At 55.7% G+C, this 16831-nt stretch carries 20 protein-coding genes; all 20 read right to left on the minus strand.

Annotated elements, in window-relative coordinates:
• Positions 1 to 4: 4 nt before the first annotated feature.
• Entirely contained in the window at positions 5 to 2110 is a 2106-nt protein-coding gene (locus tag ACAM_RS04490; protein ID WP_198407775.1) for an NADH-quinone oxidoreductase subunit 5 family protein, read from the minus strand.
• Between the two features lie 18 nt (positions 2111 to 2128).
• Positions 2129 to 3670 carry a complex I subunit 4 family protein gene (locus tag ACAM_RS04495; RefSeq protein WP_022541632.1) on the minus strand — a complete coding sequence of 514 codons (1542 nt, stop codon included), beginning with the start codon at positions 3668 to 3670 and terminating at the stop codon, positions 2129 to 2131.
• 5 nt (positions 3671 to 3675) lie between these two features.
• A complete protein-coding gene (locus ACAM_RS04500) occupies positions 3676 to 3984 on the minus strand; it encodes an NADH-quinone oxidoreductase subunit NuoK (protein ID WP_022541633.1) in 309 nt (102 codons plus the stop codon).
• A gap of 7 nt (positions 3985 to 3991) precedes the next feature.
• Positions 3992 to 4474, minus strand: a complete 483-nt coding sequence (locus ACAM_RS04505) for an NADH-quinone oxidoreductase subunit J family protein (RefSeq protein WP_022541634.1) — start codon at positions 4472 to 4474, stop codon at positions 3992 to 3994.
• Positions 4464 to 5024 carry an NADH-quinone oxidoreductase subunit NuoI gene (gene nuoI, locus ACAM_RS04510; RefSeq protein ID WP_062661834.1) on the minus strand — a complete coding sequence of 187 codons (561 nt, stop codon included), beginning with the start codon at positions 5022 to 5024 and terminating at the stop codon, positions 4464 to 4466. Before nuoI ends, ACAM_RS04505 begins: the two co-directional genes overlap by 11 nt.
• A gap of 127 nt (positions 5025 to 5151) precedes the next feature.
• Positions 5152 to 6186, minus strand: coding sequence for an NADH-quinone oxidoreductase subunit NuoH (nuoH, locus tag ACAM_RS04515; protein WP_022541636.1), 1035 nt, complete (start codon positions 6184 to 6186; stop codon positions 5152 to 5154).
• Positions 6187 to 6216: 30 nt separating this feature from the next.
• Positions 6217 to 7461: an NADH-quinone oxidoreductase subunit D gene (locus ACAM_RS04520; RefSeq protein ID WP_022541637.1), complete on the minus strand. Its 1245-nt coding sequence runs from the start codon at positions 7459 to 7461 to the stop codon at positions 6217 to 6219.
• A complete protein-coding gene (locus ACAM_RS04525) occupies positions 7446 to 8036 on the minus strand; it encodes an NADH-quinone oxidoreductase subunit C (protein ID WP_232502276.1) in 591 nt (196 codons plus the stop codon). The genes ACAM_RS04520 and ACAM_RS04525 overlap by 16 nt, the downstream gene beginning before the upstream one ends.
• Positions 8033 to 8632, minus strand: coding sequence for an NADH-quinone oxidoreductase subunit B (locus tag ACAM_RS04530; RefSeq protein WP_022541639.1), 600 nt, complete (start codon positions 8630 to 8632; stop codon positions 8033 to 8035). Before ACAM_RS04530 ends, ACAM_RS04525 begins: the two co-directional genes overlap by 4 nt.
• Before the next feature lie 17 nt (positions 8633 to 8649).
• A complete protein-coding gene (locus tag ACAM_RS04535) occupies positions 8650 to 9066 on the minus strand; it encodes an NADH dehydrogenase subunit 3 (protein ID WP_022541640.1) in 417 nt (138 codons plus the stop codon).
• 170 nt (positions 9067 to 9236) lie between these two features.
• Positions 9237 to 11447 (minus strand): elongation factor EF-2, encoded by a 2211-nt coding sequence (locus ACAM_RS04540; RefSeq protein ID WP_022541641.1) that lies wholly within the window; start codon positions 11445 to 11447, stop codon positions 9237 to 9239.
• 50 nt (positions 11448 to 11497) lie between these two features.
• Positions 11498 to 12244 carry an ERCC4 domain-containing protein gene (locus tag ACAM_RS04545; protein ID WP_022541642.1) on the minus strand — a complete coding sequence of 249 codons (747 nt, stop codon included), beginning with the start codon at positions 12242 to 12244 and terminating at the stop codon, positions 11498 to 11500.
• Between the two features lie 108 nt (positions 12245 to 12352).
• A complete protein-coding gene (locus ACAM_RS04550; protein WP_158318595.1) occupies positions 12353 to 13363 on the minus strand; it encodes a DHH family phosphoesterase in 1011 nt (336 codons plus the stop codon).
• Complete coding sequence (locus ACAM_RS04555; RefSeq protein WP_022541644.1) at positions 13317 to 13649, minus strand: hypothetical protein; 333 nt, start codon at positions 13647 to 13649, stop codon at positions 13317 to 13319. Before ACAM_RS04555 ends, ACAM_RS04550 begins: the two co-directional genes overlap by 47 nt.
• Positions 13627 to 13998, minus strand: coding sequence for a prefoldin subunit beta (locus tag ACAM_RS04560; protein WP_022541645.1), 372 nt, complete (start codon positions 13996 to 13998; stop codon positions 13627 to 13629). Before ACAM_RS04560 ends, ACAM_RS04555 begins: the two co-directional genes overlap by 23 nt.
• A gap of 25 nt (positions 13999 to 14023) precedes the next feature.
• Positions 14024 to 14296, minus strand: coding sequence for a KEOPS complex subunit Pcc1 (locus ACAM_RS04565; RefSeq protein WP_022541646.1), 273 nt, complete (start codon positions 14294 to 14296; stop codon positions 14024 to 14026).
• Positions 14280 to 15128: a mechanosensitive ion channel family protein gene (locus ACAM_RS04570; RefSeq protein WP_062661828.1), complete on the minus strand. Its 849-nt coding sequence runs from the start codon at positions 15126 to 15128 to the stop codon at positions 14280 to 14282. The genes ACAM_RS04565 and ACAM_RS04570 overlap by 17 nt, the downstream gene beginning before the upstream one ends.
• 1 nt (position 15129) lies before the next feature.
• Positions 15130 to 15843, minus strand: a complete 714-nt coding sequence (locus ACAM_RS04575; protein ID WP_022541648.1) for a DUF432 domain-containing protein — start codon at positions 15841 to 15843, stop codon at positions 15130 to 15132.
• A 1-nt stretch (position 15844) separates the two neighbouring features.
• Positions 15845 to 16444, minus strand: a complete 600-nt coding sequence (locus tag ACAM_RS04580) for a Brix domain-containing protein (RefSeq protein WP_022541649.1) — start codon at positions 16442 to 16444, stop codon at positions 15845 to 15847.
• A gap of 115 nt (positions 16445 to 16559) precedes the next feature.
• Positions 16560 to 16820, minus strand: coding sequence for a 50S ribosomal protein L37ae (locus ACAM_RS04585; protein WP_022541650.1), 261 nt, complete (start codon positions 16818 to 16820; stop codon positions 16560 to 16562).
• Positions 16821 to 16831: the final 11 nt, after the last annotated feature.

Genomic DNA, 16831 nt, shown 5'->3' on the forward strand with positions numbered 1-16831 from the left:
CTCCCTATCCTCCAAGAATCCTGAGCAGGGGGCCGATCTTGTCCTCAAACGCGGCGTAAGCCGCCAGAGCGGCAAAGGCAAGGGAAACTATGTAAAGTGCGATAATGTAATCTGTCCTGCCCCTGTATATCTTCCGGGCCAGAAACGCTAGGCCGCCTCCCGCGGCCACGAGTATGGAATGGTAGAGCAGGTCTATACCGAGGTCTAGCTCCTGTAGAGCGGCGACTAGGGCCCCGCCACCCCCCAGGACGACTATATACACTATAGCGTTGAAGTACATCCTATCATACAGGAACCCATGTATCGCTGAGGCGATGGAGTATTCTCTTATAATTCTCCTGAAGTCGACCCTCAGCACCATGTAGAGCCCGGCCACGAGAGCTATGGAGGCTAGAACTCCAGCTACGACACTGTAGGTGAGGCTTGTTACCTTGAATTTCACGAGCGCCTCCTCCACGGCCAGGCTCAGGGTCACCGCCTTCGATAGTGTGTCGAAGAACCCTGTGAACCATAGCCCGAGCACCAGGCTTGCAAAGGCTAGTATAGTGTATGGTACAAGCATTAGCGGCGGCGCCTCGTGGAGGTGCTCCTCCACCCCCTTCTCGTAGGGTGGAAGGTGGAAGACCCTGATTATCATACGGGCTGTGTATGCGGCTGTGAGCAGGGCGGTTAGCGCAGCTAGCCCTCCGATAAACGGCTCGGCCTTATATGCGACCGCTACTACCTCCTCCTTTGTGAAGAACCCGCTCAACGGCGGCACCCCGGCTAGGCTTAAGCCGGAGAGCCAGAACGCCAGGGCTGTCAGCCTCATATACCTGGCGAACCCTCCCATGTGGTCTATGAACCTGCTGTGGGCAGCGTGTATAACCCATCCTGCTGCGAGGAAGAGGGCGGCTTTGAAGACTGCGTGGCTGACCAGGTGGCCTAGGCCGGCTGCTACTCCCTCGCCAGCCAGCTCGGCGGCGCTCCCGCCTGCGAGGGCTGAGGCTACTATGCCTCCGGCCGCCGCCGCTAGTATCATATAGCCGAGCTGGCTTGCTGTTGAGAAGGCTAGTATGAGTTTCAGCTCGTCGCTCACTAAAGCCATGAGGGATAGGAGCAGCGCTGTTAGAACGGCTATCCAGGCTAGAAGGGTGAAATAAGAGTTCACTCCGCCGAGGACCTCGGGCGCCCCCACCGCGAGAGCGCCAGTCACGATTATTGGGGTGAATCTCAGCACGAAATACACTCCCGCCTTAACCATAGTGGCAGCGTGTATAAGTGCTGAGACAGGGGTCGGGCCTGTCATCGCTGTTACAAGCCACTCGTGGAAGGGGATCTGGGCGCTCTTGGCTAGGGCACCTAGGGTGAATACTAGTAGGAGCAGGGGCAGCACTCCCTGGCCTGCGAACTCAGCCAGCCATACGTGTGCCGTGGAGGCTAGCTCCGGTATGCTCAATGTTCCCGCGGTAATGTAGAGGGCTGCAATCCCTATCAGAAAACCTATGTCCCCTACTCTCGTGAATAGTATAGCTCTCACCGCGCTATGGCTCGGCTCGAAGAACATAGGCGTACCTAGCACCCTCCTACCCGGCCTGCCGACCCAGTAATCCTCCTCGTCGGTGTACCAGTGGCCTATCAGGGCGTAGCTCGCTATGCCCGTCCCCTCCCAGCCTACGAACATTAGGACGAGGTTGTCGGCGACAACTAGGAGCATCATACTTCCTACGAAGAACGATATCATGAAGAAGTAGCGGCCATAACCCCAGTCACCCTCCATGTATTTTATAGAGTAGACGGCGATCAGGAGGCTTATCCATGAGACTACGAGGCTCATGATTGCAGAGAGGCCGTCGAAGTAGCTGCCCCAGCCTACTCCAAGGTGGGGTATCCAAACACTATCTGCCCCCACGTGCACCGTTTTCCCGTCGACTAGAACAAGCTTCGCGAGATACGTTGAGAACAGGGCTGACACAAGTATTCCAGCGACGCTCACCCAGCCATAGAAAGACTCCCTCCTAACTCCTAGAAGCCATCCAACCGCTATCACTACCGCTGCGAGATAGGGAGCCATCCATACGAGGCTCCAGGGCATTAGGGGGAGATTTATCACGCTGCTCTCCACAGCCACCATAACCACCCCCGGGGTCTACGAGAGGAAGGCCTCAACCATTGCGAGGCTAGATGCGGCTAGGTCGGTGACCATAGGGCCTGCTACTAGGAATAGGGCTACTCCGAGGACCGCAAGGAGGGCTACCGTCGATTTGAACCCATCTACCTCCTCCCTCGCTGATATCTCGGAGCGGGGTTTGCCAAAGAATATCCTTCTCATAGTTATGAACGAGTAGGCGGCTGTTACAGTGAAGGCGGTTATAAGAATGATTGTCAGGAGGCCGAGGCTCAGAGCATCGCTGTAGCCTGGATAGTTTATCACGGAGAGTGTGAGGTAGAGTTCACCCCAGAAGCCGAAGGCGGGGGGGATGCCGGCTAGGTGCAGGAAGCCTATCAGGGCTGCCGCCGCCGTGAGTGGATAGAGTCTGGCCAGCCCTCCCATCCTGGCAATATTCCTCAGCCCGTGTACCTCGGCTATGAAAACGCCGGCTGTCATGAAGAGGACAGCCTTGCCAACGGCGTGGCCGAGGAAGATTAGGCTTGCGGCCGCGAAGCCTAGGGGGTGCAGCGTCGCCAGGGCTAGAAGCATGTAGCCCATCTGGCTTATGCTCGAGTAGGCCAGGAACCTCTTGAAGTCTAGCTGTGAAAGAGCCACTAGACCACCGTAGACTATGGTGACGAAGGCAAGCCCGAGCAGCAGCGGTCTGAGGTCCTCAAGCAGCCACGGGTAGAATGCAGCTGCAAACCTGGCTATCCCGTAGCCTCCGAGGCCTATCAGGTTTGGTGATAGGAGTGCTGAGATGGGTGTAGGCGCCTCTGCGTGGGCGTATGGCAGCCACATGTGGACGCCGAAGACCGCCATTTTCACGAGCATCCCGAGGAGGAGGCTCACGCCGGCAATCGCTGCGTATACGCTCCTGTCCACGGGGCTCGCAAAGTAGACTATCCTACCGCCCTCGACCGTGGCGACGTCGAAAGTGCCAGTCTTTATAACGTAGTAGAGGCCGCCTAGCAGCGCTAGAGCCCCGGCTATGTGGGTCCAAACGAAGTATAGGAGCGCTATCCTCCTCCTATCTCCATAGCCGTAGAAGGCTATGAGAAGGAAGGAGGATAGGAGGCTAAGCTCCAGGAAGATTATGAACAGTAGGAAGTTCAGCGAGTAGGCTATGCCGAGCATCGCCGAGGAGAATATGCTGTATAGGGTTAGGTAGGCTGCATGGCCAGGGGCTCTCCCTCCCTCACGCTCCATCTCCCCTATCCTCACTGCCATGTACTTGTAGCTATAGACGGCGACAAGGGCTGTTACAATGGACACGCCTAGGACGAAAGGATAGGAGAACCCGTCGACGGCGAGCGCCACAACCCCGATTCCTACCCTGGATAGGTCTATGCTCAGAGGGTCTACAACGCCTTCAGAAAGTACGCCCTGGAAGGCGTAATAGGTTGATACAACACCGGGGATTGCCAGGGCCGCCGCGAGAAGCCAGTATACAGTCCTCGGTGGGAGAGCCACTACGGTTAGAGATGCGAGTATAGGCAGGATCAGGCTTAGCCAGAGTAGTGGGAATCCTAGCTCCATACTGCCTACACCCCCTCCTCCTCAAGGGGCATGGTTTCGAGGGTGCCTAGCCTCCTGTAGAGGGCGGCTACAAGGGCGACGACAACTATTATCTCGCCAGAGACGACTATAACAAGCATTATACCAAGGATGTTTGCTGCAAGGCTGCTCCCGCTGAGGACGACTATAATCAGGAGCAGTATGGCGTTGAATATGACTTCGGCGGATATCAGCTGCCTCACTAGATTCTTGGAGCCGGCTAGACCGTAGGCGCCTATAGCCGCTAGAACGGCGGACAGCAATACCACTACCTGCGACAGGGCTGCGTCTGCCACTTTCCCCTCACCTCCTCCTGGCTATAGCTATACCCTCGAGGATAGTGGCTGCCAGGCCGGCGGCCAGCACTATTATCACCGGGTAGAGATCTCTGGTTAGTATTAGAGCTATGCTGTCTAGCCTCACAGGCTGCGGGGCCGTATAGAGCTGCCAGAGGCCGCCTACGAATCCTAAGAGTATGACTGTGGAGAAGGCTGCGGCCGCTGCAGCCAATCCTCTCCAGTCATCCCACTCCTCCCTTCCTCCACCGCCGAGCATGCTCACACTAACTATGATGAACATTACCGCGGCGCCAACGTACACTATAACGAGGAAGACTGCCACCAGCGGGAAGCCTAGAAGGCCCAGTATTGCGGCTGAGGCCAGCCCCACGAGCGCTAGTGAGGCGCTGGCGTATACCATGTCCCTATACCTAACTACAAACATGCTGAAGAGGGTTGCGAGACCTGCTACTCCAATGAGTACCGCTGCCTCGAGGCTACCCGCCATTCTCTTCGGCACCCCTCACAGGTATTTTAACTAGCCCATACTCCTCGTGTATCACAAGCCTTATCGGCGTCCCCTCAAGCGCCGTCCTGTACTCCGGCTCTTTCTGGAACGTCTCTAGATCCCAGAACATCTCGGCCAGGTTGTCGTACACTATGTCGTGGTAGTTAACATGGTAGAGCGCCTCGGTCGGGCAGATGTCTACACAGTAACCGCAGAAGATACACCGCTGGTAGTTTATGACAGGGAATTGTTTTGTAACCGTCTTTTCAGGCTCCTTAGGGTGTGGAACCGGTACTCTTATCATCTTCATGGCGGCGCTGGGGCATATCCTTGCGCAGGCGGCGCAGCTTATACACTTAGCCTTGTTAAGGATTATAAAACCTCTGTAACCCTGCCGGAGCTCAGGATATTCCCTAGGATAGTATATTGAGAACCTCCTGGGATTAACGAAATATTTTAGGCCTATCATTAGGGCCGCTAGATTATCCGCCACTCCAGCGAACAGCCCACCCCTTCTGGGAAGAGTCTTAGCCACCGCCTTCGGAGGCATTATCGACACCCCACAACATCCATCTCGCGCTGCCACAGATCCAAATATATAATCCATGAACTAGGAGTTCACGAGGAGAGTATATTAAAAGGAGGTATTTACGTGATGCCGTGCCAGGCTTTACAAGCTAGACTATGCCCAGGTAAGCCTCTATTAACGCCAGCAGTATAGCCGCGAGAGACAGCGGAAGGACAAGCCTCCACGCCAGGTCTAGCGCTTGATCGAGCCTGTACCTCCCGTAGACAGCCCTGAGGAAGCTTATAGCTAGAGTGACGAGAGTGGCCTTCGCCACCACAACCAGGCTTGGCAGTAGGTAGCCGGTCACAACCCCTTCGCCGGGAACTATGGGATACCAGCCTCCCAGGAGTACTAGGGATACAATAAGGCTGAAGGCGAACCTTCTCATGTACGCCCCTCCCATATTCAGTGCATAGAGGATGCCCGAGTACTCTGTGAAGGGGCCTGCAACCACCTCTGGCTCGGACTCCGGTATTTCGAAGGGGAAGGCCGAGGTGGACATGGCTATGGCTATGAGGGCTGCTATGAACGCCAGGGGGTTGAGTATTATGAACCACTTGACGAAGCCCTGAGCCTCCACTATATCCACTATGTTGAAGCTGCCCACAGTTACGGCGGATGCTAGGAGCGAGAGTATGGCTATCAGCTCATAAGCCAGGATTATGAAGGCCTCTCTGACGCCGCCCACTATAGTGAAGGGGTTGTTGGCCGCCCAGCCTGCTACGATGAGGAAGATTGGTGGCAGTGTTGATATTGCTAGGGCGAGTAGGAGGCTATATTCGATAAGACCCGGCGGGAGGGGCCAGTAGCTGGGGTTAGAGGTGAGGGGTACTACTGCGAATGGCAGTATCGATACCGCCATACCCACTATCGGGGCTACGAGGAAGGGGAAGTAGTCTACAGTCCTGGGGATTATCACCTGCTGGAACGCATATCTCATCATATCGGCAACCAGGTGTAGGAGGCCGCCGAGCCTTGGGCTCGCCCAATATGGCCCTATCCTCCTTTGCACCCTAGCAGCCGCCTTCCTCTCGAACCATACCGCGACTATAGCTATGAGAAGGGCTCCGCCGAAGCCTAGTATGAGCAGCTGCCATATGGGCGGGTAGAAGATGATAGCGAGCAGCGCACTAAGGAGTGACATCCCATATTCACCCCTGAACCATCCAGGGGTCTACCTATCAGCCTCCGGTGGGAAATAGTCTAGGCTGCCGTAGATGGCTGGTATGTCCATAACCCTATGGCCTGGGAGCACGTACTTGAACGCTATCACGTTCCTAGCGCTGGCCGTCACTATTCTAACCCTGTAGGGGTTCACCCCCCCATCGCTCTCAACGTAATAGACCGTTTCGCCCCTGCCCGTCTCAGCCCTACCTATAGCCCTTCCTGCCGGGACCTTCATGGCCGCTACGGTAGGAAGCAGCTTCGCCCTCCCCTCAGACTCGAGAACCTTCTTATGCAGCGGAGGATACTTTCCATAAAGGTATTTATCAACTATAGGCTCCCTTGGATGCTTCTCGAGCCACTCAACAGCCTGCTCTATAATCCTTAGGCTCTGCTTGATCTCCTCCACCCTAACATAGGTCCTAGCCAGGGCGTCCCCCTCTTCGAACACGGGGACCTCGAAGTCGAGCTCGGGGTAGGCATCGTAGGGGTGAACGAGCCTCACGTCATAATCTATCCCGCTGCCCCGTGCGTTAGGGCCTACGAGGCCCATCTCCGCAGCAGCCCTCTTCGGTATAACACCAACCCCCTCCAGCCTACTCCTTATAACCGGGTTGTTAAGGAATATTTTCGCGTATTCATCCAGCCTTCTCCTCAAATACTTTACAGCCCTCCTCGCCATGTCTGGGAAGTCGGCTGGTATGTCCCTCCGGGCGCCACCCGGTATGGGGTATGAGTGGGTTAGCCTTGCACCGGTGAGAGCCTCTGCGAGCTCTATGAACACTTCTCTATCTCCCATAGCCCACATGTACATGGTGCTGTGGCCAAGGAATACTCCGAATATCGCGAAGCCGTAGAGGTGCGCACCTATCCTGTTTATCTCGCAGAGGAGCGTCCTCAGGTATTTAGCCCTGAGTGGAGGCTCCACCCCCATAAGCTTCTCGACAGCCAGAACGTAGGGTAGTGTTATGTTGCAGGCGTCGTGTATAGCCATTCTCTCGAATAGCGGTATAGGCCTTATCCAGCCCCTGATCTCGCCAAGCTTCTCCATTGTCCTGTGGACATAACCTATGTCGGGATCGGCCTCTACAATTATGTCGCCGTCGACCCTTATGGTTATCCTCATATGGCCCGAGCCAGGGTGCTGTGGGCCTATGTATATCTCGTACAGGTCCTTGGCAACCTTCTTCGAGGGTATGATCTTAAGGCCCAGATCGTCCCTCCAGCCGCCGTAAACCCTTACGCCTTCGACCACTCCTTAGGCACCCCCTCGTAAATGCTCTCCTCCCTAACAACAAAGTCCTTCCTCAAGGGCCTCTTCTCAGCCACAGGAGGGGTCAGGAGAAGAGGCCTAAGATCCGTATGGCCCTCGAACTCTATCCCGAAGAACTCGTAAACCTCCCTTTCCTGAAACTCTGCGCTTACCCAAACCTGGGAGAGGCTAGGCATCGAGGGCTTCTCTACTCTAGGGATCTCCACTCCCAAGCCGACTATAGCGCCCTTAAGGTGGGGGTCGAGGTAGCTTGAGACGTGGTATACGACTCTAAACTTCCTCTCCTTGGGGTAGTCCACTGCAGTTACGCTGACTACATGGTCGAAACCAGCCGCCTTAAGGGCCTCAGCAGCCTTTACTAGATCGTCAACGCTGACTATGAAGTCCACAAACCCCTTGCCTTCATCCCGCCTAAACTCGACACCTATTTCCCTAAGAGCCTTCTCAGCCATCTCCACTGCCTTCGCCAGGGTAGACTCGGCATCCCTGGGTTGGGACGCTAGCCTACCCTCCTCGGCAACATCACCAGACGCCAAGGCACCTCCCCTCTCCTTCACACCTTCTTCACAGCCCACCCGCAAAGATCCTCCGTCGGTATTAGTGGCTCCCTGTCGGGCCTCCAGCCCTCCTTTACCCAGCCGCTGGCTATCTTCCTACTCCTAATCTTCCGCTGGAGCTCTACGATAGCCCTAGCCACGCCCTCCGGCCTGGGCGGGCATCCTGGGATATATATGTCTATGGGGAGTACCTGCCACGGCTTGACTATATTGTAGCTGTTGTAGAATAGGCCGCCGTCCAGGGCGCACGCCCCCATGGCAATTGCGAACTTGGGGTGGGGCATCTGCTCCCAGGTCAGTCTCACGGCGCACGCCATCTTCTTGGTAACAGTGCCCTCTATTATGATCAGGTTCGTCTGCCGAGGGCCGACCCAGGGGAGGGCCCCGAACTGCTCGCCGTCAATCCTTGGGCCGAAGGTTGCGGCGAACTCGGTGCTGCAGCAGCTTGTAGTCAGGTGGACTGGCCATAGGCTGAAGCTCGTGGCCCAGTCAACTATTTTATCCAGAGGTACCTTGCCGAGGAGAATGTCTCTAGCCTTCTTGGCCGCGACATCAACATTTCCAACGTAGACCTTATCCTCGCTCTCGAGAGCCAATGCAGTCACCCCCAGTTTTACCCGAGTATCCAGGCTTCGAGCCGCCTGGACTCTCTAATGCCATAGTATAGGAGTGGAGCGTAGATCAGTAATATAGCGATATATAGAAATATCACCCTCGCCAGCGCCTCCCTCGGCGCTATCAGTATGAGGGCCATCAATATTACTATAGGCTCGACGGCCAGGAAGAGTATGAGATAGCCGAGATACTGCATGCTTACCTTCCGCCGGAAGTCGCCCGGCCTGGGGGGGTTGCCCGCGTCATACCTTAGATATTTCCTATACTCTATCTTCTCCACATCCGGCCTGCCGGAGGTGACTAGCTTGAGCAGTATAACGAGGGCTACTGTAGCCCCTATAACGAGTAGGGGTATGAGTACAAGTGAAACTAAGAGCATCACGCCGGGGCTGTATAGCGTTTCTATGAGCCCCAATATCCGAACCCTAGGCGTATCACTATTATGTAACATTAAAATATGGGGTGAATATACCTCGAGTCCCGCTCGAGCCGGAAGCCCTCCATTACCCGTGTAAACACTTGATAAACTGTCATAATGCTAATAAAGTATGAGGGGAAGAGAAGGGGGCCTCATTACCTCGTTGGTTAGGGGCCGATCAGGTCGTCGATCTTGGGCGGGTTCGGCGGTAGGCCCTTCCTCTGCCTTATCTTGGAAATAAGGTCCTGGAGCATCTGGTCCGGCACTGGAGCCCAGCCGTAGAACTCGACGCCCCAGAAGGCTCTCCCGGCGGTGGCGCTTCGCAGCTCCCCGGCTAGGTCGAAGCTCTCGGCCACAGGGATGGCTGCTATTATCCTGGCCATCACCCCTGTGGTCTCGACGTTGATTATTCTGCCCCTCTTCCTGGTTAGGACCGCTGTAATGTTGCTTAGATACTCCATAGGCGCCCTTATGTCAAGCTTCTGGAGCGGCTCGAGAAGAGTCGGCCTGCCGTCCAGTATCCCGGCCCATATGGCGTTCCTAACTGCTGGATACAGCTGCCCGGGGCCCCTGTGAACCGGGTCCTCGTGTATCACCGCGTCGTGGAGGACTACCTTGACACCCCTCACAGGCTCCGCCGCCAGCGGGCCCTCTTTGAGAGCCAACCTGAACCCCGCTATTATAGTGTCCTTAACCTCCCTAAGATACTGGACTCCCGCCGTCTTGTCGACGAACACGTTTATATTCTCGTCTATCGCCCATATCTTCCTAGCCTCGTTATAATCCCAACCCGCCTTGTCGGCAAGGATCCTCGCCCTATCCTTCGGGTCCTGGTCCTCGGTGACGGCCCCATTCTGGATAAGCGTTATCGTCTCCTCATTCAGGGGCTCTACACTTATATAGAGCTTGTTATGCTTGTTAGGGCTCTTACCCTCGAACACCCTGCTCTGCTGTCTAACCGTCTCCCTGTATACCACTATGGGTGGGCTCGCCTTGACCTCGACGCCGAACTTCTCCCTAAGCATTGTAAGGGCTATCTCGAGGTGCAGCGGACCCATTCCAGAGAGGAGGTACTCTCCGGTTTCCTCGTTGATCTTCACAACCAGGTTGGGGTCCTCTATTGTGAGTTTCCTCAGAGCCTCTATCATCTTAGGGAGATCCTGTATTTTAACCGGCTCTACCGCAATGGTTACAACCGGCTCGCTAACATATCTAAGGCTCTCGAAGGGAGCAGCGTTCTCCTCGTAGCCGAGCGAAACGACAGTCTCACCCGCCCTCACATCCTCGAAGCCCATCACAGCACCTATGTTACCAGCGGGTATCTCCTTGGTAACCTCTCTGAAGGGTCCCATGTAAATGCTGACCTGGAGCAGCCTGGACTTTTTGCCAGCGTTAAGTAGGTAAACCTCCTCTCCGCTCCTGAGGGTGCCGGAGAACACTCTACCAGTAGCAACGAGCCCTGCCTTCTCAATCCTGACGTCGTTTATGAAGAACACGAGAGGCCCGTCGGGGTCTGCATTGAGCATGGCCTGGCCGATCTCAGAGTTAATATCGCCCTTCCAGATCTTGGGTATCCTGTACCTCTGAGCCTCCCGCGGGTTCGGGACAAATTTTATTACCATGTCAAGCAGGGTCTCGTGGAGAGGCATCTTCTTCGACAGCTCGGCCACAGCCTCTTTGCCTTTCTCATAGGCCTGTATAATCTCCCTGAATGTGATACCCTTCTTCTTGACCTGCGGGACCGAGATCCCCCACTTGTCTTTTGCACTGCCGAAGGCTACCATACCAGCGTTGGGGTCTAGCTTCCACTTCTTCCTAAACTCGGGCTCTGCATATAGGTCTATGAGGTTGTTGACTTCCTTGATAATCTCTACGAAGCGCTGCTGTATCTTCTCGGGAGGGAGCTTTAACTCCTTTATCAGCCTGTCAACCTTGTTTATGAACAGTATGGGCCTGACCCTCTCCTCGAGGGCCTGGCGTATGACTGTCTCAGTCTGGGTCATCACACCCTCAACAGCGTCAACAACAACTATGGCGCCGTCCAGCACCCTGAGGCTCCTGGTGACCTTGCCCGAGAAGTCGACGTGGCCTGGGGTGTCGATGAGGTTTATGACATAGGGTTTACCCTCGTACTCGTGGTAGAGGCTGACGTTAGCGCTCTTAACGGTTATTCCCCTCTGCTTCTCCACGTTCAGATAGTCCAGTACAAGGGCCTCGCCAGCGATCCTCTCGGATATAATGCCAGCGGCTGCCAGGAGGCTATCTGACGTGGTCGTCTTTCCATGGTCGACGTGGGCTATTATGCCTATGTTCCTTATCTGGTCTATATTCCTCATTATCTTCTCTATCTCAGATACAACCTTTACTCTAGCTCCCATGGTGTGCGACACCTTCCAAGATTAGCCGGTGAGTGCCGGGGGTTTTTAGCTTATCCAGAATCCCCCTCCCCGCCTCTCTTGTAGAAGTCCTCCAGACTAGCAGGCCTTTTAGCCCCACTCGGGGAGGTCCTGTAGGGTGTCATGAGAATCCTCTTTATATCCTCCGCCCTCTTCTCACCTATACCCTCAACCTTGGATATCTCGGCCTTAGAAGCGGTGAGGAACCTCTCTAGGCTACCGAACCGTTCAAGTATCCGCTCCGCCGTTCTCCTCCCTATCCCGGGGAAAGACTGGAGTATGTAGAGCTGCCACTCTCTAATGTCGGACAGCCTAGGCTTCTTATGAATAACTATCCTCTGGCCGCCGCCTCTGGAGGAGAATCGGGCCAGGCTCTCGATCGCGAGTGCCGTGCCCCTCGGATCCATAGTGTTCATTATCCTAACCCCATAATCCAGCTGGAGGGAGACCATGGATGCATAGAGACTCCTCTCCCTCCCCCTATAGCGCCTTGGAACAGGAGGTCCCTCTATTATAATGAAGACGATATCGTAGTGCTCGGCGAGCCTCGAGGCCTGCTCAAAGAGTCTACCGTCGAAGAGGCTCCTGGCAAAGTCATTACTGGTCTTTCTCTCGACCACTATGGAGTCGGAAACTAGATAATCACCCATAGGAAGCTGCCTTACTATAACCCTAACACCTAGACTCTCCAGTATAGCTGGCACAGGGCTCTTCTCCTCCCTGACATCAGCATAAACCCTAGGTCTCTGACCGCCGCTTCTGCCCCCTCCACTCTCCAACACTCACGCCCCAAAGTATACCCCGAACACCTCCTCAACCCAACTAGTTAGATGGCGAGGATAAGAGGTGGGAGACCACTCGTCGCCTGCCCAGCGTTTACACAATCATTATCTCCTCTCTTCACGCTTTGACACGCACATCCAGCCGAGCCTCCCCGAGACAAGGTTAAACGCTTTCTCCGCCATCTCCTCCGCGCTGGCCGCCGCCGAGTAGGGTATGTGGGCCATACCAGCCTCATCATGCCCCCCACCCTCCCCTCCAAACTTCTCCGCCAGCATGGATGCTATAGCCTGTGCTGTAACCCCATTCTCTAGAGCTAGGTGTGAGACCCTCACGGACACCCTGAACTCCGTGGCCCTCTCGGCCACAGCTATGGCAACGTCCGCGGCCTCGTCCACTAGGCTCTTTGCAACAGTGCTCTCGAAACTACCAATGTATGTTGCAGCTATCAACAGCTCGCCACACGCCCTCCCCACCCTGAGGCGGGAGTAAGCCTTCAACTTAGCCAGCCTGAGGGATAGATCCCCCCTGTCCCTCCTACCCTTCTGCCGGCTGGTGTCAAGCACCTTCCCATAGTCCGCCCCGAGGGCTATCAGGTGTGCTGCGGCCTCGAAGCTAAGCCTAGAGGCCCTCAGGAAGCGGCCAGTATCGTATACTATGCCTCCCAGGGCTGCGGTTGCCACAGGGGATGGTATCTTAACCCCCGCTTCGACAGCCGTTTTGACTGCGAGCTCGCTTGAGCTGCCCGCACCGGGGTCTACAACCGCTACATCTACTGCCTCATGTATGGATCCTCTCTCATGGTGGTCGATGACGGCCTTAAACCGTGCCGTCTCGAAGAGCTTCTCCGCCCCTGCTATCTGGCTTAGATTGGCCGCGTCGACCACAATAGCTGCTATAGGCTTTTCATCCAGACTACACAGGGGTTCGAACCTCTCGCCCACAGCCTCAAGGAGCTTCCTAGAAAGCCTTGAAACCCCCTCAGGGCTGTAGAGGCAGGGGATGTGTCCTAGGGTCTTGAGGACCTCGCGAATAACCAGAGCAGCCCCCACAGCGTCGGGATCGGCGTTTCTATGCGTTATCACCGCCGACCTCTTCCCTACCCCGCCGCCTGCCAACGCTCTTAAAGCTTCCACCAGTCTTGAGGCGTTCCTCAAGCCTCCTAACCTCCTCCTCAACTATGGCATCCACAATATCCTGCAGACCTTCAAGACCAGGCCTAACCGCCTCCACCTCCACGCTAAGGCTGGATATCCCGGCTTCATCGCCCGAGGCTTTAACCACTATTGTAAAATGCAGTGTAGAGGAGCCCAGGGCTTCCTGAAGCCTCCTCCTTATCCTCTCCTCTAACTCCACCAAAGCCTCCTCTAGGCTTTGCGGGCTATGCTCCCTTCGCCCCTCCAAGTGCCCCTCCCTGCAAGAGCCTCCTCAGCTCAGACTCTATCCTCTCAAGCTCCTTCTTAAGGTGCTCCTCCTGGCTCTTAAGCACCTTCAGCTTCAGCTCTAGATCCTCCTTCCTCTTGTTGAGATCATCGACTATCTCATTCTTACTCCTCTTCACGAGCACGAAACCTGTGAGCCTATAGAGTTCTGCGTCGTCCGGCAGCCCCTCAAGCTCTTTGAGCACGCTCTCGACCTCAGCAAGCCCAGCCTCTACAGTGGCCTTCTCCCTCATGACAACGCTAAGGGTTTCCCTAAGCTTGAGATACTTAGTGTATTTAGCCTCAACCTCCGGCGGTAGCCTCTCTACCATAGCCGTTCAACCGGGATACACTTTCCTAATGGGGAGATTTATCCTTGAGCCCCCCACCCCTATACGATCCACGTATTGCTGATACTGAGGCGTGTATGAGGAGGATAAAACTGTTTGCTATGGCCCTTAAACCCGCCAGGTCGCGTGCCTCAATGTCTAGCCCCACACAACCACCATCCATAGACAGTCTTACGACACCCTTCGCAGGCCCCCTCTGCCTGGCCTCGGCCTCCAGGCTCCTATAGACAGTCTCGGAGTCTTCGCCCAGGCAGAACCTGAGCTTAGCCCTGTATCTCACGCCCTTCTCCCCCGATGCTGAGGGGTGTTCTGAACCACACATCCACCTGCGTAAACGGTATCTCAATGCCCTCCCTAGCCAGAGCCTCCCTAACAGTCTTGATAACCTGCATTGTCGCTTGGTACCAATAGTCTGTGGGCACCCATACCCTAACGTCTATTATGACACCGCTGTCCCCCAGCTCGGAAGCATACACCTCCGGCTCAGGATCCTTGAGGACAAGGTAGACATCGCCGAGCGCTTTCGAGATAGTTTCTATAGCCTTACCTATGTCCTCTCTATAGGCTATCGAAGCCTTGAAGGTAAGCCTTCTAACCGCACTCTTGCTATAGTTCACCATGTAGTCGTTTATTATCTTCGAGTTAGGTATCCTTACCACCTCGCCGTCTATCGTCCTGATCCTGGTGGACATTGTGGAGACTTCCACCACTCTCCCCATGAAACCGCCTACAGAGACTAGATCCCCGATGACAAGGCTCTTCTCCCCGTAGAGGTAGAGGCCTGAGAAGAAGTTTGAGAAGAGGGGCTGTAGAGCAAGGCTCAGCACCAGACCTGCGAAACCTCCCGCGACGAGGAGGGCTGTAAGCTCGATCCCCAGAGCCTGGAGTACAGCCACCGCCGTTAGAAACAGTACCATATAGTAGGTTGACCTAGCCAGCAGAACTGTAATATCGCGGGGGAAAACCCTCGACCCATACCTCTCGATAGCCCTTCTCGCAGCAACAGCCGCAACCAGCCCTACGGCAAGTATCAGCAGGGCCAGACCCACCCTCTCAAGAGGCAGGCTTGCGAGGCTAGAGAGGACCTCAGCCGCAGACCCGCCTATAGCCACCCTATACACCCCACATCATGTCGGTCCGCTGGAAGAACCTAGGTGGTCTTACCTCCGGCGGGTCGGCTATCGGGACCGCCTTCTCCACGAAGGGCTGTCTATACATGACGACGCCCCGGTACCTATCCACCTCCACCACCAGCTCCTGGGTATAGGCCCTCCACCCCCCGGGCTCATAGTAGAGCTTTAGCGGAGCCGAGTCTAGGAGGATCCTTGATACTGTGACAGGAGTTCCCGAGGTGTTCCTCACAACTATCTTGGCTAGAGCCCGCCCCAGCCTGGGCTCGAGCGGGCGTGGGGAGGGGCTGCATACTGCGAGCCTCGCCACGACACCTGCCTCTGGTGTCCCGTAGAGCACGAGACCAGGCTTATCGTCCATAGGGATAACGTCAACCACACTCGGCTCGTCTCCTGGTGAGGCGTAGACAGCGGTATCCACCGGGATGAGAGTATAAAAGGTTCTCTCGGAGCCGGGGGAGACTACTATCTCCGGTTTTACCCTCAGCAGTATGAATCTGGTGACATAGATCGGCTTGAATATGGGATACATAGGCATAGGCCGGATGTCTAGGCCCCCGTCGAGAAGAAGCTCTACAGCGCCCCCGCCCTCACGCCTGTATCTCACAAACCCGCTGTCAACAGGCTCAACAACAACCCTGTACGCCCCGAAATCGTGTCTGCCATATGTTAGAGGGACTCCATAACCCGCCGCCAAATTACCACCCTTCCTTGCCCCCCAAATTCTTCTTTACCATTTCGGCGGGCTTCCCTAGCTTGAGCCTGGGCCCGACTTCGACTCCTCTAAAGCGGAATGTCACGACGGCCGTCCTGCTGTCTAGACTTTCTATAACGGCTTCAACATAACCCTTGTTAGCCGGCGGCTTCAAGCGGGCGTGGAAGGCTATTATGAATGCGTCTGCAAACTCCGAGGCAACCCCTGTGTCGAGAGGCATGGCGACGAGGACCTCATCCCCCCTTAGTTGGGGCAGCCCCCTCCTGCGCTCACGCGATAGGCTTACCCCCTTAACTATAAAGCTAACAATGTTCTCGGGCTTGCCAGGGCCTTCCACTGAGTAGACCCTCATAATACCCGGGTTTCCCCTCCTCTCACCAACAACAACCACACGGTCAGCGCCTCGAATTACGGCTTCCCTGGCGAGCTCCTCCATACTGTAGTGGCCTCTTGTGAAGCGGAAGGCCCCTGGTATGGTGGCTGAGATGTCCTTCACAAAGCTTCTAACCCTCGGGCTGGGCCTCCTGCTCGTTGTGACTAGTATCCTATAGCCGCCAGTATCTATCGACGATTCCCCGCCCAACCTCAGTAGCCTGTTAGAACATGGGTTAGTCTAGGAGTTTAAAGCGGGTCGGGAGGTGTAGTAATGCGGTGTTTAAACTCCAATGGGCAGGGGTGTGGAGGCTAGCGTTGTTGAGTTATGTTCTCACAATATACCTCCTGAAGTATTTAGCGAGGCCGCTTCTCGGTGTGTAGGCTGCTCCCGCCCACATGTTTCCGCATTTCCGGCATGACCATATACCCACTGACACCCTCTTCACGGTTCCGGTGGAGCCGCAGAAGGGGCACTCGTGGGGTTGGTAGCGTCTTATGAGTATGTCTCTAACCCTCTTCCTCACGCTGACCCCATACCTAGGTCCATATCTCCCGGCGGGGCCCACGACCTTTGTCCTGCCCATACCTTACCGAC

The organism is Aeropyrum camini SY1 = JCM 12091 (genome assembly GCF_000591035.1).
GTDB lineage: Archaea > Thermoproteota > Thermoprotei_A > Sulfolobales > Acidilobaceae > Aeropyrum > Aeropyrum camini.